The organism is Kribbella sp. CA-247076 (genome assembly GCF_050942445.1).
Taxonomy (GTDB): domain Bacteria; phylum Actinomycetota; class Actinomycetes; order Propionibacteriales; family Kribbellaceae; genus Kribbella.
Map to the genome: position 1 here is coordinate 6,234,446 of NZ_CP192051.1, position 19,763 is coordinate 6,254,208.

Genomic DNA, 19,763 nt, shown 5'->3' on the forward strand with positions numbered 1-19,763 from the left:
GGTCAGGGGACGCGGGTGAGCCAGTCCTCGGTGCCGAACTTGGTGCGCACGCGCTCCTCGGCCAGGGCGACGGTGGCCGGATCGATCGTGCCGGGGGTGAGTCCGTAGCGGTTCGCGAATGAGCGGATCATGCGGTCGATCACCTCGGCGCGGTCGAGACCGGTCTGACTGCGCAGCGGGTCGACGCGCTTGTTGGCGCTCGTGGTGCCCTTGTCGGACAGCTTCTCCCGGCCGATCCGCAGGACCTCGAGCATCTTCGCGGCGTCCATGTCATAGGCCATCGTCACGTGGTGCAGCACGGCGCCGCCGGCCAGCCGCTTCTGCGCGGCGCCGGCGATCTTGCCCGCCGGCGAGGTGATGTCGTTGATCGGCTGGTACGTCGCCGCGATGCCGAGCTCGTTGAGCGCACCGATCACCCAGTCGTCCAGGAACGCGTACGACTCGACGAACGACAACCCGGACACCAGCGACTCGGGCACGTAGAGCGAGTACGTGATGGTGTTGCCGGGCTCGACGAACATGGCTCCGCCGCCGCTGATCCGGCGTACGACGGTGACGTCGTGCTTGGCGGCGCCGTCCAGGTCGACCTCGTTGCCCAGCGACTGGAAGCTGCCGATGATGACCGAGTTCGACGCCCACTCCCACACGCGCAGCGTCGGCGGTCGCTCACCGGAGCCGACCTGCTCGGTCAGCACCTCGTCGAGCGCCATCTGCAACGCCGGCTCCCGCGGTACGTCGTGCACGAACTCCCACTCGTGGTCGCGCCACCCGGTCGCCCCGGTCAGCGCCCGGCGGACCGCGACCGCCACCGCCTCGGGCGAGAATCCGAGCATCTCGACGCCGTCACCCAGTACGCCGCGGACGCGAGCGGCCACCTGAGCCGCCGGGGTCGCCACCGGCAGACCGGCGAGCGCGCCGTTGATCCGCTCGAGCGCGTCGTCCGGCTCCAGGAAGAAGTCCCCACTGATCTGCGCCCGCCGCACGTGCTCGTCGACCACGTCCAGATCGGCGACGACCAACTTCCCACCGGGCACCTTGTACTCACCATGCATATCCATGGACAACTTGCCTGGGGAAGTAAATGTTCCTAGGGCTCGAGCGCCAGCCTGACCTCGTCCCCGACGGACGCACCGGCCGCTTTCAGCGCGGCTTTGCTGACGCCCACACAGAAACCACCGCCGGCGACCAGCATCGTGCTCCCGGTGAAGTCGGCGCCGTTCATCGTCCCGTGCACCCGTCGCTGTTTGCGCCCGCCCAACTCCGGCACGCGATCAGCCGGTACGTCGACGACCGCCAGGCCACCGGGCTTGTCATCGTTCCAGCGCCGGACCGTGCCGGAGAATTCGACGGATGTGCCCACAACCCCTCCAGGGCCGACCCCTGCCGTTTCCAGGGCTTTTCAGCCTACACTCCGAAACCATGGGGGAAATGAGTATGAACAAGGCGATCCACGCCGCATTCCGGCGGGATCTGCAGCGATTCATCGACGCACTCGAGCGGTTTCCGGCGGGGGATCGGCAGCGGGCGGAGCAACTGGCGACGGCCTGGGCCAACTTCGACGTGCAACTGACCAACCATCACGAAGGCGAGCACGAGATCGCCTGGCCGGCGCTGCAGTCGATCGGCGTCAGCCACGACCTGCTCACCCAGATGGACGCCGAGCACGACACCATGGCGGCGGCCCTGACCGCGACCCGGAGCGCGCTCGCGACGTTGCGGCGTACGGCGAGTGCCGAGGACGCGACCGCCGCGCTGACCGCGATGCGGGAGTTGCAGCGGGTCACGGTGCTGCACCTGGATCACGAGGAGGCCGAGATCGAGGCGGTGTACCTGAAGAACAAGGATTCCGACGCGATGAAGGCGATGGGCCGGCAGTTCGCCAAGGTCAGCCCGTCGCAGGGCGGCACGTTCTTCGCGTGGGTCACCGACGGCGCGGGCCCGGAGGAGCTCAGCGCGGTCACCAGCGGGATCCCCAAGCCCGTGTTCACTGTCATCACCGGCCTCTTCGGCCGCACCTACCGCAAGACGGTGGCCCCGGTCTGGCGCACCTGATCACTCAGGCCTGGCTGGGCGCAGTCGAGCCCTCGGCCGGGTTGTTCCAGGGGTCACTCGGCCGGGTGTGGTGAAGGGGTCACTCGGCCGGGGGTGGTGCAGGGGTCACTCGGCCGGGGTGGGGGCGCCTGCTGACTCGGCCGGGACTAGGACGCCGGCGACGTGCAGGACGCGGTGCCGGACCTCGTGGATCTCGCCGTTGCCGTCGATCTCCCGGAGGAGGCCGCGGTCGTCGTACACGCTGATCAGCGGGACCGTCTGGTCGGCGTACACCTGGAGGCGGCGCCGGATGACGTCCTCGGTGTCGTCGGAACGGCGCTCGGTCTCGGCCCGCCGGAGCAGGCGCCGGACCAGGGCCTCCTGGTCGACCCGCAGGACGACGACCGCGTCCACACCGCGGATGTCGTCCAGGACGGCGACCTGGTCGAGCGTGCGCGGGTAGCCGTCGAGGAGGAAGCCCGCGCCGCAGTCGTCGGCGGCGAGGCGCTCGCGCACCATCGCGTTGGTGACCTCGTCCGGGACGTACTCGCCGGCGTCCAGGTATCGCTGTGCGGTCCGGCCCAGGTCGGTCCCGGCGGCGACCTGGGCGCGGAAGATGTCGCCGGTCGAGACGACCGGCACGCCGAGACGGCCGGCGAGGTGCGCGGCATGGGTGCCCTTGCCGGCTCCGGGCGGTCCCATCAGGACGACGGTCGTCACGGTCTGCGCTCCTGACTCTCGGTAAGTTCACCAGAGTAAGAGGATTTCCGCCGTCGCGGTACGGCGTACATCACCTCGCCGGCGGGGCCTCGGTCACATCATTCGTCCACCGGATCCCACGTGGACAGGCAGAACGGGTGCCCGGCGGGGTCCGCGAAGACCAGGCAGTGGTCGTCGTTCGCCTGGCGGGCGTACCGGGTCGCCCCGGCGGCGAGCACCCTCGCCTCGGTCGCGGCCAGGTCGTCGACGGTGAAGTCGAGGTGCATCTGGATCGGCGTCCCCGGATCCGGCCAGGTCGGCGGCACGTGGGCCGGGTCGGTCTGGAAGTCGATCCGGCCGTTCGGCCCGGTGACGGTCGCCCAGACCGGGTCGACGTACACGATCGTCCCGCCGGTGATCTCGGCGTAGAAGCGGGCGAGCGCGGTGGCGTCGGGGCAGTTCAGCGTCGGCGACGCGAGCCGGATCCGGTCGGACACCTACATCACCGGCCGGAGCTCGATGACGTCACCGGGGCCGGCGAACTTCGCCGCGATCTCCTCGGCCCGCTCCCGGGTGGCGAAGTCGAACACGAAGAACCCGGCCAGTTGCTCCTTCGCCTCGGCGTACGGCCCGTCGGTGCTGACCGGCCGTCCGCCGGGCCACTTCCCCTCCCAGCGGTACACGCTCGACGACGCCGGGTCGTCGAGCGCCTCCGCGGTCAGGAACTCCCCCGACGCCTGCAGTTCGGCGAGCAACTCGTCGAACTCCTTGTACATCTGCTGCCGCTGGTCGACCGGGATCGTCCGGCCCACCTCGGTGTGGTCCACGGTCGGATGTCCCCACGGCTGCGGGTTCGAGTGGATCAAGATCACGTACTTCACAACGTCCTCCTGTGGTGTGTGCCGCTGTTCGCTGGAGACGTCGTACTCCCCGCGCCACCCTCGACATTCTGCCGGGAGGTGACGCCCGCCACACCGGTCACACGGTCCGGCCGGGGCCCGTCAGAGACATGAGGGGCCCGGGACGTGGGCCCACGGAACACGAGTGGAGGCTGTAGTGCGCACGATGCTGGTGACTGGTGGGACCGGAACGCTCGGGCGGCAGGTGGTGCCGTTGGTGCAGGCGGCCGGCTGGAAGGTCCGGGTGCTGAGCCGGCACGCGAAGGACCGCGGCGACGGCGTCGAGTACGTCGCGGCCGACCTGCTGCACGGTGAAAACCTCGACGCCGCGGTGGCGGGCATCGACGTGGTCATGCACCTGGCCGGTGGTCCCAAGGGTGACGACATCGGCACCCGGAACCTGGTGCGAGCGGCCGAGCGGGCCCGGGTGCAGCACCTGGTACACATCTCGGTGACGGCGGTGGACCAGTTGCCGTTCACCTACTTCAAGGCGAAGCTCGGCGCCGAGCAGGCCGTACGGGCGTCGTCCGTGCCCTGGACCGTCGTCCGCGCCGCCCAGTTCCACGACTTCGCCCTGAAGACGGTGCAGGCGATGGCGAAGCTGCCGGTGCTGCCGGTGCCGGGCGGTCTGCGGTTCCAGCCGGTGGACGCGCGGGACGTGGCCGAGCGGCTGGTAGAGCTGGCTCTCGGCGAGCCGGCCGGTCTCGTGCCCGACCTGGTCGGTCCGAAGGTCTACAGCGTCGGCGAGCTCGCTCGTGACTACCTGAAGGCGACCGGCAAGCACCGGCTGTCGATCCCGGTCCGGGTGCCCGGCAAGGCCGGCAAGGTGTACCGCGCCGGCGGCAACCTGACCCTCACCGGCGCCGACCACGGCACCCGCACCTGGGAGGACTTCCTGGCCGCGCAGACCCGCGGGACTTCCGCCACGACGCTCGCGGAGTGATGCTTGCCCCATGGCGATGGTGGGGCGCCGGGGGGAGCTGCGGGCGCTGCGCGCGTGGGTGGACGAGGCTCGTGCGGGACACGGGCGGCTCGTGCTGTGCACCGGCGAGGCCGGGATCGGCAAGACCCGGCTGGCGCAGGAAGTCGCCGGCCTGGCGCTCGCGCAGGGAGCCGCGGTCGTCTGGGGCCGCTGCGTCGAGACCGAAGGCGCGCCGGCCTACTGGCCCTGGCGGCAGGTACTGCGATCACTCGGCCTGGACGCGGACCGGATCCTCACCGGCGACGACCGGTTCCAGCTCTTCGAGCAGGTGACCGACCAGGTACGGCGGGCCGCCGGCGACCGTGGCCTGGTCCTCATCCTGGACGACATCCACCGCGGTGACGAACCGTCCCTGCTGGTCCTGCGGCAGCTCGCCGGCCACCTCACCACGCTGCCGATTCTGATCCTCGCCACCGCCCGCGAAACCACCCGTCTCGGGGACCTGTCGGCCGCCGAACGGCTCGACCTGCACGCTCTGTCCGCCACCGAGGTCGCCGAGCAGTTGTCCCCGGCAACGACAGATCCGGGGCTGACGGCAACGGTTCACGAGATCACCGGCGGCAACCCGCTGTTCGTCCGCGAGCTCACCCGGGCGATCACCGACGGCTCCTGGGATCCGGGCCGGCCACCGCCACGCTCGGTCCGGGACATCGTCCGCGGCCGGCTCGACCGGGCCTCCGACGACTGCCGTCGACTGGTCCAGGCGGCCGCGATCGTCGGCCGCGACTTCCGGCTGCGGACAGTTGCCGCGACGCTGCAACGACCGGTCGACGACTGCCTGCCGCTGGTCGACGAGGCGACGGATCTGGGCTTCCTGGAACGCGTCGACGACTTCCGGTTCGTGCACGCCCTCACCCGGGACGCGGTCGAAGCATCCCTCACCACCACCGAACGGATGCGACTTCACCAGGCGGTAGCGGCCGCACTGGAGGACGACCCCGGCGAACATGTGGCCGCGATCGCCAGTCATCACGCGTTCCTCGCGCAGTACGGCGACGGTACGAGCGCGCGGCGGTGGATCGTGCGCGCCGCCGAGGACGCCGTACAACGGCTGGCTTACGAGGAAGGGGTCCGGCTCTACCGGCAGGCGTTGTCGACCCGGCCGCTCGCCGCGGACGAGTGCTGCCGGCTGTTGATTGCCTTGGGCAAGGCGGCGTACCTGGCGGGTGAGCTGCAGGAATGCTGTGCTGCGGCGGTCGAGGCGACCGCGGTGGCGCAGACTCCTGAGCAGACGGCCGAGGCGGCGCTGGTCCTCGAAGCGGTCCCGGACCCGACGATCAACGCAACGGCGAAGCGACTGTGTGAAGACGCACTCGCCTGGGATGCCGGACCCGCGCTGCGAGCGCGGTTGCTCGCGCTGCGCAGCCACCTCGCCTTCTACGACGGTGAGCAGTCGCGCCTCGACGCCCTCAGTTCCGAGGCGTTGGCCCTGGCCCGATCGTCCGGGGACGACCGAGCCCTGGCCGATGCCCTGCGGGCCCGGCAGGAAGCCTGCCCGGGACCGGCCGGTCGCGCCGAACGCCTGGACCTCGCGGCCGAGATGCTCGCGCTCGCACAGCGGACCAGCGACGCGCGCTCGGAGATGTGGGGCGAGATCTGGCGCCTCGACGCGCTGATCGAGAGCGGCCGCCTGGCCGCCGCGGCCGAGGAACTCCCCCGGCTCGGGGTCGCCGTCGACCGCCTCGGCGGACCGGTCGCCGCCTGGCATCACGACCGGATCGCCGCCTGTGTCGCCCAGGCCCGCGGACAGTACGCCGATGCCGCGGCGCTCGGCCGGCGGGGGTTCGACCGGATGCGCCCGATCGAGCGCGCGCCGGCGACCGGGGCCTACTTCGCGCTGCAGTTGGCATTTGCGGGACACCTCAGCGTCACCGACGAGATGCGCCAGTTTGCCGAACAGCCGTTCCAGCCACCGCCACGGTTCGTCACGCTGTCCCTGCTGTCCCGCGCTTTGTTGCTGCTGCGCACCGACTCGCCCGAGCGGGCCGCGGCGTTGTACCGGCAGGCAGGCCCGATCGACTCGTGGTCGTTGCCCGCGTTCTTCGTGCTGCCGGCGTACGTGTACGCGGCCCTGGTCTGCTGCGGCCTCGGCCGGTACGACGACCTAGCCGTACTGCTGGACCGGTTGCAGCCGTTTCGCGGGGAGCATGCCGTCGGCAACGGGGTCGCCTACATGGGCCCGGCGGAGCTGGCGATCGGCCGGGCCGCGGCCGCGCTCGGCCGGCTGGACGCCGCCGTCGAGGAGCTGACCACGGCGGTAGGGCTGGCCGAGGCCGCCGGAGCGACCGGGTTCGCGGCCGAGGCGCAGTACCACCTGGCCTGGACGCTGTTCACCCGCGATCGGCCGGGTGATCGCGATCGGGCCCGGCCGGTCGCGACCGAGTCCGCGCGGCTGGCGGATGCGCTCGGCATGACGGCGTACACCGAGCGGACCGCCGTACTGGTCGCCCGCTTGAACGGAAGCGAGGCGGACGGGCTGAGCGCTCGGGAGCTCGAGGTCGCCGGGCTGGTCGCCGAGGGGCTGACGAACCGGCAGATCGCCGCCCGGCTGGTGATCTCGGAACGGACCGCGCAGAACCACGTCCAGCACATCCTCACCAAGCTCGGCTTCTCCACCCGCAGCCAGATCGCGGCGTGGTCCAGCCGCCGATGAGTACCCCGAATGAGTGATCTGGCGGATTCCCTGTCGCGACCGGATCCCTAGCGTGATCGGTGCAGGCACTCATCGAGGAGGAATCATGCAGTGGATCGCAGTCGCCACCCCGCCGTTCGCGGCGGTCGAGCAGTTCGACCAGGTGCTCGCGCAGCTCGGCGAGGACGAGGTCGAGGGCATGGAGGCGCGGTACGTCGGTACGACGGCCGACGGGCTCCGCGTGGTCACGCTCTGGGAGTCCAAGGAGCACGCCGACCGCTTCTTCGCCGACCGCCTCGGCCCCGCCCTCGCCGCGGTGCTCGGCCCCGAACCCGCCGGCCGCCCGGAGATCCTCGGCATCGAGGTCGCCCGCAGCTACACCCGCCAGCCGGTCGGCTGACGAACCGCGGTGGGCGGGTCGAGGGAGGGTGGCCCGCCCACGAGGTAGGGCCGGAGCAGCCGGCTCGGCCGGTGGTGCAGGCGGCTCGGACCGTGGTGCAGGCGGCGGGCGATGCCGGCGAGCAGGTCGGCCACCTGGACCCGCGGATCCCGGCGTGAGTCGACCTGGGTCACGGTCAGCAGCGGCGGTGGTGCCGGGAACGCGGCTCCGGCCAGGTACGTGCGCAGCCGGGCGAGCCGATGCCGGGTGAGCGCGCTCTGCTCGTCGTGGACGACGGCGACCGACCGGTGGCTGGCGCTCCAGAACAGGGCGGTCTCGGCCAGCGCGGGCACCAGCGGCTCGAGCGGCGGCGGGATCGCCGGATCGTCGTCGATCAAGCGCAGCAGCACGCCTTCCACGTGTGCTCGCGTCAGCGTCCGCAGCGCGGGTACGGACGGCATCGTGGCGAAGAAGCGGTCGATCACCACGTGGTCGAGAAGCTTCAGCCGCTTCGTCCGCGTCATCGTGATGAACGCGTCCAGGAACTCGGTCCGGCCGGGTGCCCGGTAGATCGCCAGCGCGGAGTCGTAGTGATCACGGTCCAGGCTCAGGCCGGCGCCGTACGACGGCTCGGCGACGAACAACTCGATCACGCGGCGGGCGACGTACCAGGTCTTGTCGATGACGTGGACGTGCGCCCGGCCGCGGAGGGTGGTCAGGAACCACTCGAGCTCGAGCCGCTGCTCGGGCCGCAGCAGCAGGTTGGACTTGTACTCGGTGGTTCCGCGGCGACGGAACGACGACCGCAGGACGGCGACCACCTCGGCGGCCTCCGGTACGGCGAGATCCACGCCGGCGTGGGTGATCACCGGCGATCCGGGGTCCAGGAGGTTGCTCCCGGAGAACCCCGACTCGTCGCAGGCGATCTCGACCCACGCCCGCGTCGGCAGGATATGCATCGGTGAAGTGCTCCAAAGTCGAAAGGCTGCACGCTGAGCGGCCCGCCGGCGTGGCGGGCGTGATCCGGCGAGGTGTCGCGGGACTCAGTGAGCGGCAGCAGCCTTCGGAGACATGCCTCCCATGATCGGCCACCCAGCCCGCCCACACCAGCCATTTGCCCCCGGCAGCACGCCTTCCCGACCCACGTCCGGCCGGACCGCGATGAGTATCTTCCGGCTCGCTCGTCTCATCCTGGGGAGAAACGAACGAGCCGGAGGTTGTGATGGCGAAGGTGCTGTACTCGGTGACGATGTCGGTGGACGGATTCATCGCCGGGCCGGGCGGCGACATGCAGTGGATGCGGCCGTACCTGGGTCCGAATCCGCAGATCGAGGAGCTGGTCCCGCGGATCGGGTCGCTGCTGGTCGGCCGGCGGTCGCACGACGGCGACGACCCGCACAAGGGCGAGCAGGGCGAGGGCGAGGCCTTCGGCGGCGGCTGGGACGGCCCGATCTTTGTGGTCACCCACCGTCCACCGGCCGGCGCGGAGCCAGGCATCACGTACGTCGACGACTTCGCGAGCGCGCTCGCCATGGCGAAGGAGGCGGCCGGGGACAAGTACGTCAACGTGATCGGCGCGAACATCGCCAAGCAGTGCATCGAAGCGGGTGAGCTGGACGAGGTCCTGCTCTGCTACGCACCGGTCATGCTCGGCGACGGCACCAGACTCTTCGACCATCCGGGCGGCCGGACGGTCCGCCTCGAGCGTCTGAGCCTGACCGAGAATCCACTCGCCTCGAACTTGTGGTTCGCCGTCTCCGCCTAGAGATCGACGGCGGTCGAGTGCATGACGGCGCGGATCTCTACCGAGCGGCCCGGCGTACGGGTGTCCGGAAGGAGGTTCGCCAGCTCGATCGCGCGGGCCGGACTCTCCACGTCGATCACGTAGTAGGCGTCGATCGCGGTCGCGCGGGCGCGGCCGGGCACCGTGACCGCCAACTCCGGATCGGCGAGCACCTCACCACCGACCAGTTCTCCGGCCTCGTAGGCCGTGTGCTCGAACGCGTCCCGGCGCAGGTCGGCGCACGGATCGTGCCGGTCGGTGTCACTCTGCAGGATCAGTAGGAATTTCATGGCGCGCTCCTCTCACTGGTACGACGGAGCAGCGGCCGCGGATTTGACATGACGGGCGCCGGAACCCGGATGCAACCAACCAAACCGGTGGAGGCGTGTCTAACCCGGTACCAAGGATCGGGAGGACACATGAGTGATCGGGATGCCGCGTTCGAGGCGTACTTCGCGGCACGCTCCGACGCCATGCGCGGCACGGCGTACCTGCTGTGCGGCGACTGGCACCGCGCGGAGGACCTGGTCCAGCAGACGTTCACGAAGCTCTACCTGGGGTGGCGCCGGATCCAGCGGCACGAGGCGATGGACAACTACACCAGGAAGACCCTCGTGCGCACGTTCCTGTCCGAGCGGCGGCGCGGGTGGTTCCGGTTCGAGTCGGTCGGGTCGCCGCAGGCTGATCGGCCGGTTGATCGGCCGGGCCTGTCGCCGGGTCTCGCCGACGAACGGATCGTCCTGCTGGAGGCACTCGCGAAGGTGCCGCCGAGGCAACGCGCTGTGCTGGTTCTGCGGTACTGGGAAGACGCCTCGATCGAGCAGACGGCTGCCCTGCTCGATTGCTCAGCCGGAACTGTCAAGAGCCAGGCCGCGCGCGGGCTACAGACGCTGCGTGCTCTGCTCGACGAAGAGAGGGTTCGATGAACGAAGAAGATCTCAACCAGGCGATGCGCGACGTGATGGAGCGCAGCACTCCACCACCGTCCATGGATCCGTCGCGCGCGCTCGACCGGGGCCGCAGGGCCCGGCGGCGGCGCACGGTGACCTGGACCGGCCTCGCCGTCGTGCCGCTGGTGGCGGGCATCGCGGCGGCTCCCGCCCTGCTCGCGGGCTCTACCGACAACGGGGTGGGTGGCCTGGTCGCCGGCGGCACCACCGCGACGCAGTCGGTGTCCACCCCGGTCCCCACGAAGACGCCGGTAGCTACCGTGGCGCCGACTACGCGGAAGACGGGCGACCCGTGGCCAGAGGGTCAGACCGACCGCACCGCGACCGCAGGACCGCGCGCCGATCGCGCCGCGGCCCTGATGAAGGACCTGAGCTCCTCGGTGCCGGCGGGCTTCAGCACTCCCGACCTGAAGGACCCGGACGGGAGCCCGTTGCGCTACGCGCAGGCGCAGTACGCGTCGAACGACGGGGAGCAGGACTACTGGGAGTACGCGGCGAACATCCCGGTGGAGAAGGACGGCAAGGTCGGCAGGCTGGCGGTGAACTCGACCACGCCGAGCGGCAAGGCGGCGACGGATCCGTGCGAGCTGGCGAAGGGATCCCGGACCAGTCCCGGTACGTGCGCGGTCGTGGACGTCGACGGCAAGAAGGTCGGCGTGGTGACCGCGAAGGGCAGCGGCGGCTACGACCAGTGGGCCACCTACCGCCATGACGACGGAACCGTCGTCTGGCTGGCACAGGCCAGGAAGCACGACAGACGACAGAGCCCGCCGCTGGCACAACCGATCTTCACCAGCATCCAGTTGGCCGAGCTGGCGACCTCGGCGACCTTCAAGCTCAGCAACTGACCAGGCAGGGTCCCCGGCTGATCGTCCCGGGGACCCGGCCTTGGCCGGCGTCGGCCATGATGAGTGGATGTTCGTGCGTACCGAGCGGCTGGGTCTGCGCCGCTTCACGATCGCGGATGCCGAGGCGTTCGCGGCGTACCGGTCGGATCCGGAAGTGGCCCGCTACCAGTCGTGGGAGGCGCCGGTGGGTCGTGACGAGGCCCGGCGGCTGGTCGAGGCCTTCGCGCACGGCGATCCGGCGGCACCCGGCTGGTTCCAGTACGCGATCGACCTGGACGGCGTACTGATCGGGGATCTCGGGCTCAACCTGCACGACAACCTGATGCAGGCCGAGCTCGGCTTCACGGTGGCGCCGGCGTTCCAGGGCAGGGGGTACGCGACCGAGGCCGTTCGGGGGTTGCTCGACCACCTGTTCGACGACTGGGAGCTGCATCGCGTCTCGGCCGAGTGCGACGCCCGCAACACCGCGTCGGCGCGGCTGCTCGAACGCGTCGGCTTCCACCGCGAGGGGCTCCGGGTGGCCAACTCGTGGTTCAAAGGCGAGTGGACCGACGACCTCCTCTTCGGCCTACTCCGCACCGACTACGTCAACTGATCGCCTTCGCGGCCCACGCTCTGGCGGTCAGTCTGATCAACCCGTCCGCCTCGATCGGCAGACGCACCCGGACCGCTTCCCGAAGGACCTCCTGATCCGGCGCGGGCAGGCTGCGCAGATAGGCCGGCGCAACCCCCTGACCACCGAGGAACGGCGTCCAGTAGTCGTCGAACGACGCGAACACCGTGGGTACGACGATCTCGCGCGTGCCGACCGTGGTGAACCCGGCCTCGGTGAACAGTCCCTCGAGACCCGCCGCCGTACAGAACGCGAACCGCCGGCCCTCGTCGTGCTCGCGGTCCTGCGGACGCACCTCGGTCATCGCGTCGAAGAAGTACCGCATCAGTTGCATGCCCTCGGCGTAGTCCCAGACATAGACCGCGACGGTCGCGCCGATCTCGCGCATCCGGCGCAGGGCCTCGACCCGCTCGGGGATGAAGTTGAGGACCAGGCCGGCGACGACCGCGTCGTACGGACCGTCGGGGAGCTCGGCCGCGGACCTGACCTCGAAGCGCGCGCGATCGTCGTCGACGGTACGGCGGGCGTACCCGATGAAGCCGGCCGACGGATCCACACCGAGCACCGACGCCGGGTCCGCCGTACGCAGGATCGTGCTGGTCAGGGCGCCCGTACCGCAGCCGACGTCCAGCCAGCGCAGGCCGGGCGGCTGGTCGAGCCAGGCGACGAACTCCTCCGCGACCAGCCGGCTCCAGCGGCCGACGTACGACTCGTAGATCTCACCGGTCGACCACTCGCTCATGGCGGCAGACTAGTGCCCGGGGCGGCAGGACTTAGCCGACGTGGGTCGGGAGGGAGACACCGGTCAGTTCCTCGGCGGTCCTCCAGAGGCGGGCGTTCGTTTCCGGGTCCCGGGAGCGCTTCGGCGGGTCGACGAGTTTGGTCGGGCCGACCAGGCCGAGGCGGCCGGACGGGCCATAGTACGCGCCCGGCTTCGCGTCCGGACTGGTTGCCGCGACCAACAGTGGCTCGGTGCCGATCTCGACCCCCTGGGACGGCAATGGATTGAAGCGCATCGCGAGCTCGACGTGCCGCGGTGTCCGGTCGCGGCCGAGGCTGGCGCCGGCGGTCTGCAGGTTGGTGCGGGTGAAACCGGGGTGCGCGGCGTTGCTGAGCAGCGGCCAGCCGTGCTCGCCGGCCAGCCGGGCGAGGTGGTTGCTGAACATCAGGTTGGCCAGCTTCGACTGCGCGTACGCCGGCGTCCGGCGGTAGCGGCGTTCCCACTGCAGGTCGTCGAAGTGGATCCGGCCGAAGTTCGCGGCGCCGCTGGCCATCGTGGTGACCCACGGCTTCGGCGCGGCCAGCACCAGCGGCAGCAGCCGCAGGGTGAGGGCGAACGGGCCGAGGAAGTTGGAGCCGAACTGCAACTCGAAGCCGTCCTTGGTGGTCATCCGGGTCGGCGGGTGCATGACGCCGGCGTTGTTGACGAGCAGGTCGAGGTGCGGCTCGTCCGCGGCCAGGCCGTCGGCGAAGTCCTTGACCGAGGCGAGGTCGGCGAGGTCGATCCGCCGGACCTCGAGCTGGGCGCCCGGGTGCTCGGCGAGGATCTCGGCCTTGGCGGCCTCGCCCTTCGCCGGCGTGCGGACCGCCATCACCACCCGGGCGCCGGCGGCGGCCAGTCGCTTGGTGGCTTCCTTGCCGGTGCCGCTGTTGGCGCCGGTGACGACCGCGAGCTTGCCGGTCTGGTCGGGTACGTCGTACATCTCGGCTCTCCGCTCATAAAAGACTGGTGGTCTGTTATGGACGACAGTAACAGACCGGCGGTCCGTTAACAACAGACCGCCGGTCTGTAGACTGTGACGGTGACGACGTTCCAACGAGCCCGCAGCGAGGAGCAGCGCGCCGTCCGGCGGCAGGCGATCCTCGACACCGCGGCGGCGATGCTGACCGAGCAGCCGGTCGCCGAGCTGACCCTGAACGAGCTGAGCCGCCGCGTCGGCCTGGCCAAGTCGAACGTGCTCAAGTACTTCGAGTCCCGCGAGGCCGTCCTGCTCGAGTTGTTCGGCTACGAGTTCGACGCGTGGGTCGAGGACCTGCGCGCCGCCCTTCGAGGGGTCAAGGGCAGGTCCGGACAGCGCGGCGAGTTGCTGGTCGACGCGGTGGTGCGGACGCTGGCCGCGCGGCCGGTGTTCTGCGACCTGATCGGCGCGCAGGCCGCCGTACTCGAGCGCAACATCTCGACCGAGGTCGCGCTGTCCTTCAAACGCTCGGCACTGCGTGGCTACCAGGCCCTGCTGACTGTGGTCGTCGAAGCCGTACCGCAGGTCAGCGTGGAGGGCGCCTCCCGCTTCATCTCCAGCGCCAGCATGCTCGCCGGCGCGATCTGGACCCACGCCCACCCGACGCCCGCCATCCAGGCCGCGTACGACGCCGATCCCGATCTGGCCGCCATCCGCCTCGACTTCGAGTCCAGCCTCCGCGAGGCCCTGACGACCATCCTCTACGGCATCCTCCCCCGCTGACCCGAGCAGCAGCCGCGATCAGACCGCCTTCGTGTAGCGGTGACACGGAACCGGGATCGGACCCGACTCGGTCGTCGCCGGATAGTCGAAGGCGCCCGCGTCCGTCCAGCCGCTGCGCTCGTAGAAGCGCCGCGCCCGCGCGTTGCCGGTGGCAACCGCCAGCCAGGCCTCCGCGAACCCGTTCGCCTTCACCTGCCGCTCGGCCTCACCGAGCAGTACGCCGGCGATCCCCGACCCCCGGTGGTCGCGCGAGACGTACACCTGCTCGACCTCGTCCCCCACGACCATCACGAACCCGGCGACCTCGTCCCCCACGACCGCGACGGTAGTGTCACCGACCCGCTCGGCCGCCCGGGTCCAGAACGACTCCTTGGTCCGGATCGCCACCAACTCGTCCGGCACATGACCAAGATGCCCGTCCCCCCACCCCGCATACCAAATCGCAGCAACGGCCCCGGCATCCCCATCCCCAGCAGCCCGCACAGAAGCAGTCATGCAGTCAGCGTAAACACCAGAGAGGCACCCGCTGCCCCCAAGAACACGACCGCCAGCCCGAACTGCGCGGTGTAGTCCGCCGCCCGGACGTGCGTGTACAGCGCGCAGACGAAGAACAGCACCAACCCGGCCGCGGCAGCCGCGACCAGCCATGGCACGCCGAGCACCAGCCCGGCGAGCAGCCCGGCCGCCCCGGCAGTCTTCAACGTGCCGATCGGAAAGGTCAGCCACGACTCCGGGACGTCGGCCTTGGCCATCCCCGGCAGGATCGCCTTCCAGTGCAGCAGTGCCGCGATCCCCGAAAACGCGTTCATCGCGACGGTCACCGCCACGACAACCACGGCAGCGGTCGTCACCTCAGTCCACCTCCAATCGCGACAGCTTGTCCGGATTGGTGATCGCGTAGATGCCGCTCACCTGGTCGCCCTCGACGTCGAGCACGATCACGGCGTACGGCGTGTCTCCCGACAGCAGCAGCGCGGACGGGTCTCCGTTGACGGTCCGGTACCGGATACCGAGGGACGACACCGGACGGCGAAGGCGATCGCCGATGATGAGCCGGCCGATCCGGTCCCGCCCGAGCAGCGGGCGCAGGCCGGCCGCCCGCGCCTTCCCGCCGCCGTCGGCCCACAGCGTGACGTCGGGCGCGAGCACCTCCATCAGCGCGTTCAGATCCCCACCGACCACGGCATCGATGAACCGCTGCGTCACCTCCTGCTGTACGCCGGGATCCGCGGGGAAGCGCGGCCGGCGCGCCCGCACGTGTTCACGCGCCCGGTGCGCCAGTTGCCGCACCGCCGCAGGCGTCCGGTCCACGATCGCCGCGATCTCCGGATGCGCGTAACCGAACACCTCGTGGAGCACGAACACCGCGCGCTCCAACGGCGTCAGTGTCTCCAGTACGACGAGCACCGCGAGCGACACCGCCTCGGCCCGTTCGACCGGATCCGCCGGCGTGATCACCGGCTCCGGCAGCCACGGCCCGACGTACTCCTCCTTGCGCCGGTTGATCGTCGTACGCCGGGCCAGCGCCGAGTTGACCGCGATCCGCACCAGGTACGCCCGTGGGTTCTCGACGCCGGACCGGCGCGACCAGGCCAGCCAGGTCTCCTGCAGAACGTCCTCGGTGTCTGCGACGCTGCCGAGGATGTTGTAGACGATCGAGAACAGCAGCTCCCGATGCCCGACGTACACCTCGGTCGCCGCGTCCGGACTCACCTCATCGTGGGCACTCACACCCGCTAAGAGTCCCCGCGGCGCCGAAGTGTGACATCTCAGTCGGGGTCGTAGGCGAGATTCGGGCGGAGCCAGCGTTCGACCTCGGTGACCGGGAGGCCCCGGCGGACGGCGTAGTCCTCGATCTGGTCGCGGCCGAGGCGGCCGACGCTGAAGTACCGGGAGTCCGGGTGCTGGAAGATCAGGCCGCTGACCGCCGCGGCCGGGGTCATCGCGAACGACTCGGTCAGGCCGAGGCCGATCTTCTCCGCCTCCAGCAGGTCGAACAGCTCCTTCTTCTCGGTGTGGTCCGGGCTGGCCGGGTACCCGAGGGCCGGCCGGATCCCGCGGAACCGCTCGGCGTGCAGGTCCTCCAGCACCGGCTCGGCGTCCGGCTCGAACCACGCCCGCCGGGCCTCCAGATGGATCCACTCGGCGAACGCCTCCGCCAGCCGGTCGGCCAGCGCCTTCACCATGATCGCCCGGTAGTCGTCGTTGCGGGCCTCGTACGTCGCCGCGAGCTTCTCGGCACCGTGGATCGCGACCCCGAAGCCGCCGAGGTGGTCACCGGCCGGTGCGACGTAGTCCGCGAGGCACCGGTTGGCCCGGCCTGCCGGCTTCTCGGTCTGCTGCCGGAGCATCGGGAAGGACACGTCCTGGCCGTCCAGGATGATGTCGTCACCCTCGCGGTGGGCCGGCCAGAAGCCGTACACGCCCTCGGCGGTGAAGGAGCCGTTGGCAACGATCTCGTCGAGCAGCGCGTTCGCGTCGTCGAAGAGCTCGCGGGCGACCGGCTGGTCCAGGATCGCCGGGTACTTGCCCTTCAGCTCCCAGGCCAGGAACAGGAACTGCCAGTCGATCATCGCCCGGAGCGTCTCGATCGACGGCGACACCTGCCGCAGCCCGGTGAACGCGGGCACCGGCAGCTCGTCGTACGCGACCTGCTCGGCGTTGGCGCGGGCCGCGGCGACCGGCAGCAGCGGGGTGCGCTGCTTCCCGGCGTGCAGCTCCCGCAAGCGCTCCTGCTCGACCGCGTTGCTGCGCGCCAGCGCCTCCGAGCGGTCGTCGTCGAGCAGGTCCGACACCACGCCGACCACGCGGGACGCGTCCAGGACGTGCACGGTCGTGCTCTCGTACGCCGGGGCGATCCGGACCGCGGTGTGCTGCTTGGACGTGGTCGCGCCGCCGATCAGCAACGGCAGCTTGAGCCCGCGCCGCTGCATCTCGGACGCGACCGCCACCATCTCGTCGAGCGACGGCGTGATCAGGCCGGACAGTCCGATCGCGTCCGCGCCCTCGGCCACCGCGGTGTCCAGGATCCTTGCCGCCGGCACCATCACGCCGAGGTCGAGCACCTCGTAGTTGTTGCAGCCGAGGACGACGCCGACGATGTTCTTGCCGATGTCGTGCACGTCGCCCTTCACCGTGGCGAGCACGACCTTGCCCTGGCCGCGGACCGTCTCTGCCCGGCCCTCGAGCCGGGCCTGCTCCTTCTCGGCCTCCATGAACGGTTCGAGGTAGGCGACCGAGCGCTTCATCACCCGGGCGCTCTTCACCACCTGCGGGAGGAACATCTTGCCGGCGCCGAACAGGTCGCCGACGATCTTCATCCCGGCCATCAACGGGCCCTCGATCACCTCGAGCGGCCGGGGCAGCTTCTGCCGGGCCTCCTCGGTGTCCGCCTCGATGAAGTCGACGATGCCGTGCACGAGCGCGTGCGACAGCCGCTCCTCGACCGGCCCCTCGCGCCAGGACAGGTCGACCTCGCGCTGCTTGCCCCGGCCGCTGACGGTCTCGGCGTGCGCGACCAGCCGGTCGGTGGCGTCCTCCCGCCGGTCGAACAGCACGTCCTCGACCAGCTCGAGCAGCGTCGGCTCGATGTCCTCGTAGACCGCCAGCTGGCCGGCGTTCACGATGCCCATGTCCAGCCCGGCTTTGCCGGCGTGGAACAGGAACGCCGAGTGCATCGCCTCGCGGACGATGTCGTTGCCGCGGAACGAGAACGACAGGTTCGAGATGCCGCCGCTCAGGTGCACACCGGGACAGCGTTCCTTGATCAGCGGCAGCGCGTCGATGAACGCCTTCGCGTAGCCGTTGTGCTCGGCGATGCCGGTGGCCACGGCCAGCACGTTCGGGTCGAAGATGATGTCCTCGGGCGGGAAGCCGGCCTTCTGGGTCAGCAGGTCGTACGCCCGCCCGCAGATCTCCACCTTGCGCTCGGTGGTGTCCGCCTGGCCCTGCTCGTCGAAGGCCATCACCACCACGCCGGCGCCGTAGTCGCGGACCCGCCGGGCGTGCTCGAGGAACTGCTCCTCGCCCTCCTTCAGGCTGATCGAGTTGACCACGCCCTTGCCCTGCACGCACTTCAGCCCGGTCTCCAGCACGGACCACTTCGAGCTGTCGATCATGATCGGGATCCGGGCCACCTCGGGCTCGGTCGCGATCAGGTTCAGGAACGTGGTCATCGCCTGCTCGCTGTCGAGCAGGTCGGCGTCCATGTTCACGTCCAGCAGGTTCGCGCCGCCGCGCACCTGCTCCAGCGCCACGTCCACCGCGGCCTGGTAGTCGTCGCCCTCGATCAGCCGGCGGAACTTCGCCGACCCGGTGACGTTCGTCCGCTCACCGATCATCACGAACCCGGTGTCCGGCGCGATCCGGAACGGCTCGAGGCCGGAGAACCGGGTGGTGTGATCGGCCGGGACGACGGTCCGCGGCGCCGTCCCGCGGACCGACTCGGCGATCTTCGCGATGTGCGCGGGCGTCGTCCCGCAGCAGCCGCCGACGATGTTGACCAGGCCGGACTCGGCGAACTCCCGCAGCAGCGCCGACGTCTCCTCGGGCGTCTCGTCGTACCCGCCGAAGGCGTTCGGGAGGCCGGCGTTCGGGTGCGAGGCGACGTACGTGCCGGCGAACCGGGCCAGGTCGGCCACGTGCGGGCGCAGCTGGGCGGCGCCGAGTGAGCAGTTGACACCGACGACCAGCGGGTCGGCGTGCTCGACCGAGCTCCAGAACGCCTCGACCGTCTGGCCCGACAGCGTCCGGCCGCTCAGGTCGACGATCGTCACCGAGATCCACAGCGGCAGTTGCGGCGCGACCTCACGGGCGGCCATGATCGCGGCCTTCACGTTCAGGGTGTCGAAGATGGTCTCGATCAGCAGCAGGTCGACGCCGCCCTCGGCCAGGGCCGCGATCTGCTCGGCGTACGCCGCCCGGACCTGCTCGAACGTCACCGCCCGGTACGCCGGGTCCTCGACCCTCGGGGACAGCGAGAGCGTCACGTTGAGCGGGCCGATCGAGCCGGCCACGAACCGGTCGCCGAACTCGTCGGCGGCCTGCCGGGCCAGCCGCGCGCCGGCGACGTTCATCTCCCGGACGTGGTCCTGCAGACCGTAGTCGGCCTGGCCGATGCTGGTCGCGGTGAAGGTGTTCGTGGTGGTGATGTCCGCACCGGCCGCCAGGTACTGCCGGTGGACGTCGAGGATGACGTCGGGCCGGGTCAGGTTGAGCAGATCGGGGTCACCGGTGACGTCGTGGGTGTGGTCGCCGAACCGGTCACCCTGGTAGTCGGCCGCGGTCAGCTTCGCCGACTGCAGCATCGTCCCCCAGGCGCCGTCGAGGACCGCGACCCGCTGATCCAGCAGCTCCCGTAGAGCGGATTCGCTCACCTGCCGTCACCTCCAGAAACAGTTCCGGAGGCGCCCTTGCAATCGGAACCGGTCGAGCGTGGCGGACCAGAGGTCCGTTGCAGCGCCTCTCGACCTGGCCGCACCATGCT

22 protein-coding genes and 1 riboswitch are annotated in these 19,763 nt (G+C 70.5%); of the genes, 9 read left to right on the top strand and 13 right to left on the bottom strand.

What is annotated here, in order from left to right:
- Positions 1-2 precede the first annotated feature (2 nt).
- Both ACQPYZ_RS29535 and ACQPYZ_RS29540 read right to left on the bottom strand, forming a co-directional pair.
- Positions 3-1,058 (bottom strand): lipoate--protein ligase family protein, encoded by a 1,056-nt coding sequence (locus ACQPYZ_RS29535; protein ID WP_433161841.1) that lies wholly within the window; start codon positions 1,056-1,058, stop codon positions 3-5.
- 29 nt (positions 1,059-1,087) lie between these two features.
- Positions 1,088-1,360 (bottom strand): DUF1905 domain-containing protein, encoded by a 273-nt coding sequence (locus ACQPYZ_RS29540; RefSeq protein ID WP_433161843.1) that lies wholly within the window; start codon positions 1,358-1,360, stop codon positions 1,088-1,090.
- 68 nt (positions 1,361-1,428) lie between these two features.
- Here ACQPYZ_RS29540 and ACQPYZ_RS29545 point away from each other — a divergent pair, with 68 nt between their 5' ends.
- Complete coding sequence (locus tag ACQPYZ_RS29545; protein ID WP_433161845.1) at positions 1,429-2,052, top strand: hemerythrin domain-containing protein; 624 nt, start codon at positions 1,429-1,431, stop codon at positions 2,050-2,052.
- A 105-nt stretch (positions 2,053-2,157) separates the two neighbouring features.
- Here ACQPYZ_RS29545 and ACQPYZ_RS29550 read toward each other — a convergent pair whose 3' ends face one another.
- The 3 genes from ACQPYZ_RS29550 to ACQPYZ_RS29560 all read right to left on the bottom strand — a co-directional run bounded on the left by ACQPYZ_RS29550 (position 2,158) and on the right by ACQPYZ_RS29560 (position 3,611).
- Positions 2,158-2,733, bottom strand: a complete 576-nt coding sequence (locus ACQPYZ_RS29550; protein WP_433169790.1) for an adenylate kinase — start codon at positions 2,731-2,733, stop codon at positions 2,158-2,160.
- A 116-nt stretch (positions 2,734-2,849) separates the two neighbouring features.
- Positions 2,850-3,227 (bottom strand): VOC family protein, encoded by a 378-nt coding sequence (locus tag ACQPYZ_RS29555; protein WP_433161847.1) that lies wholly within the window; start codon positions 3,225-3,227, stop codon positions 2,850-2,852.
- Complete coding sequence (locus ACQPYZ_RS29560) at positions 3,228-3,611, bottom strand: YciI family protein (RefSeq protein ID WP_433161849.1); 384 nt, start codon at positions 3,609-3,611, stop codon at positions 3,228-3,230.
- 184 nt (positions 3,612-3,795) lie between these two features.
- On the opposite strand from ACQPYZ_RS29560, the gene ACQPYZ_RS29565 reads away from it, so the two are divergent.
- The 3 genes from ACQPYZ_RS29565 to ACQPYZ_RS29575 all read left to right on the top strand — a co-directional run bounded on the left by ACQPYZ_RS29565 (position 3,796) and on the right by ACQPYZ_RS29575 (position 7,643).
- Positions 3,796-4,572, top strand: a complete 777-nt coding sequence (locus ACQPYZ_RS29565; protein ID WP_433161850.1) for an SDR family oxidoreductase — start codon at positions 3,796-3,798, stop codon at positions 4,570-4,572.
- A 10-nt stretch (positions 4,573-4,582) separates the two neighbouring features.
- The gene (locus tag ACQPYZ_RS29570) at positions 4,583-7,264 is read left to right on the top strand and encodes an ATP-binding protein (RefSeq protein WP_433161852.1); all 2,682 of its coding nucleotides are present in this window, start codon (positions 4,583-4,585) and stop codon (positions 7,262-7,264) included.
- Between the two features lie 85 nt (positions 7,265-7,349).
- Complete coding sequence (locus ACQPYZ_RS29575; protein ID WP_433161855.1) at positions 7,350-7,643, top strand: hypothetical protein; 294 nt, start codon at positions 7,350-7,352, stop codon at positions 7,641-7,643.
- Here the strand turns inward: ACQPYZ_RS29575 and ACQPYZ_RS29580 are convergent.
- Positions 7,619-8,581, bottom strand: coding sequence for a DUF3800 domain-containing protein (locus tag ACQPYZ_RS29580; RefSeq protein WP_433161856.1), 963 nt, complete (start codon positions 8,579-8,581; stop codon positions 7,619-7,621). The two genes, ACQPYZ_RS29575 and ACQPYZ_RS29580, sit on opposite strands and share 25 nt — an antisense overlap.
- 263 nt (positions 8,582-8,844) lie before the next feature.
- On the opposite strand from ACQPYZ_RS29580, the gene ACQPYZ_RS29585 reads away from it, so the two are divergent.
- Positions 8,845-9,387 carry a dihydrofolate reductase family protein gene (locus ACQPYZ_RS29585; protein WP_433161858.1) on the top strand — a complete coding sequence of 181 codons (543 nt, stop codon included), beginning with the start codon at positions 8,845-8,847 and terminating at the stop codon, positions 9,385-9,387.
- Here ACQPYZ_RS29585 and ACQPYZ_RS29590 read toward each other — a convergent pair.
- Complete coding sequence (locus ACQPYZ_RS29590; protein WP_433161860.1) at positions 9,384-9,695, bottom strand: YciI family protein; 312 nt, start codon at positions 9,693-9,695, stop codon at positions 9,384-9,386. The genes ACQPYZ_RS29585 and ACQPYZ_RS29590 overlap by 4 nt on opposite strands.
- A gap of 129 nt (positions 9,696-9,824) precedes the next feature.
- Between ACQPYZ_RS29590 and ACQPYZ_RS29595 the strand changes: the two genes are divergently transcribed.
- From ACQPYZ_RS29595 to ACQPYZ_RS29605, 3 genes are all read left to right on the top strand, one after another.
- Complete coding sequence (locus tag ACQPYZ_RS29595) at positions 9,825-10,331, top strand: SigE family RNA polymerase sigma factor (protein WP_433161862.1); 507 nt, start codon at positions 9,825-9,827, stop codon at positions 10,329-10,331.
- Positions 10,328-11,203: a hypothetical protein gene (locus tag ACQPYZ_RS29600; RefSeq protein WP_433161865.1), complete on the top strand. Its 876-nt coding sequence runs from the start codon at positions 10,328-10,330 to the stop codon at positions 11,201-11,203. Before ACQPYZ_RS29595 ends, ACQPYZ_RS29600 begins: the two co-directional genes overlap by 4 nt.
- A gap of 67 nt (positions 11,204-11,270) precedes the next feature.
- Positions 11,271-11,798, top strand: a complete 528-nt coding sequence (locus ACQPYZ_RS29605) for a GNAT family N-acetyltransferase (protein WP_433161866.1) — start codon at positions 11,271-11,273, stop codon at positions 11,796-11,798.
- On the opposite strand, the gene ACQPYZ_RS29610 is transcribed toward ACQPYZ_RS29605, so the two are convergent.
- Complete coding sequence (locus ACQPYZ_RS29610; RefSeq protein WP_433161868.1) at positions 11,791-12,558, bottom strand: class I SAM-dependent methyltransferase; 768 nt, start codon at positions 12,556-12,558, stop codon at positions 11,791-11,793. The genes ACQPYZ_RS29605 and ACQPYZ_RS29610 overlap by 8 nt on opposite strands.
- A gap of 31 nt (positions 12,559-12,589) precedes the next feature.
- On the bottom strand, positions 12,590-13,519 hold the full coding sequence (locus tag ACQPYZ_RS29615) for an SDR family oxidoreductase (protein ID WP_433161869.1): 930 nt from the start codon (positions 13,517-13,519) through the stop codon (positions 12,590-12,592).
- A gap of 99 nt (positions 13,520-13,618) precedes the next feature.
- On the opposite strand from ACQPYZ_RS29615, the gene ACQPYZ_RS29620 reads away from it, so the two are divergent.
- The gene (locus ACQPYZ_RS29620; RefSeq protein WP_433161871.1) at positions 13,619-14,278 is read left to right on the top strand and encodes a TetR/AcrR family transcriptional regulator; all 660 of its coding nucleotides are present in this window, start codon (positions 13,619-13,621) and stop codon (positions 14,276-14,278) included.
- An 18-nt stretch (positions 14,279-14,296) separates the two neighbouring features.
- Here the strand turns inward: ACQPYZ_RS29620 and ACQPYZ_RS29625 are convergent, their stop codons facing one another.
- From ACQPYZ_RS29625 to metH, 4 genes are all read right to left on the bottom strand, one after another.
- Positions 14,297-14,680 (bottom strand): GNAT family N-acetyltransferase, encoded by a 384-nt coding sequence (locus ACQPYZ_RS29625; RefSeq protein WP_433161873.1) that lies wholly within the window; start codon positions 14,678-14,680, stop codon positions 14,297-14,299.
- An 89-nt stretch (positions 14,681-14,769) separates the two neighbouring features.
- On the bottom strand, positions 14,770-15,129 hold the full coding sequence (locus ACQPYZ_RS29630; protein WP_433161874.1) for a DoxX family protein: 360 nt from the start codon (positions 15,127-15,129) through the stop codon (positions 14,770-14,772).
- A 1-nt stretch (position 15,130) separates the two neighbouring features.
- Positions 15,131-16,009, bottom strand: coding sequence for an RNA polymerase sigma factor SigJ (gene sigJ / locus ACQPYZ_RS29635; RefSeq protein ID WP_433161876.1), 879 nt, complete (start codon positions 16,007-16,009; stop codon positions 15,131-15,133).
- A gap of 38 nt (positions 16,010-16,047) precedes the next feature.
- Positions 16,048-19,653, bottom strand: coding sequence for a methionine synthase (gene metH, locus ACQPYZ_RS29640; RefSeq protein ID WP_433161878.1), 3,606 nt, complete (start codon positions 19,651-19,653; stop codon positions 16,048-16,050).
- 21 nt (positions 19,654-19,674) lie between these two features.
- A riboswitch (S-adenosyl-L-homocysteine riboswitch) is annotated at positions 19,675-19,750 on the bottom strand.
- Positions 19,751-19,763 lie beyond the last annotated feature (13 nt).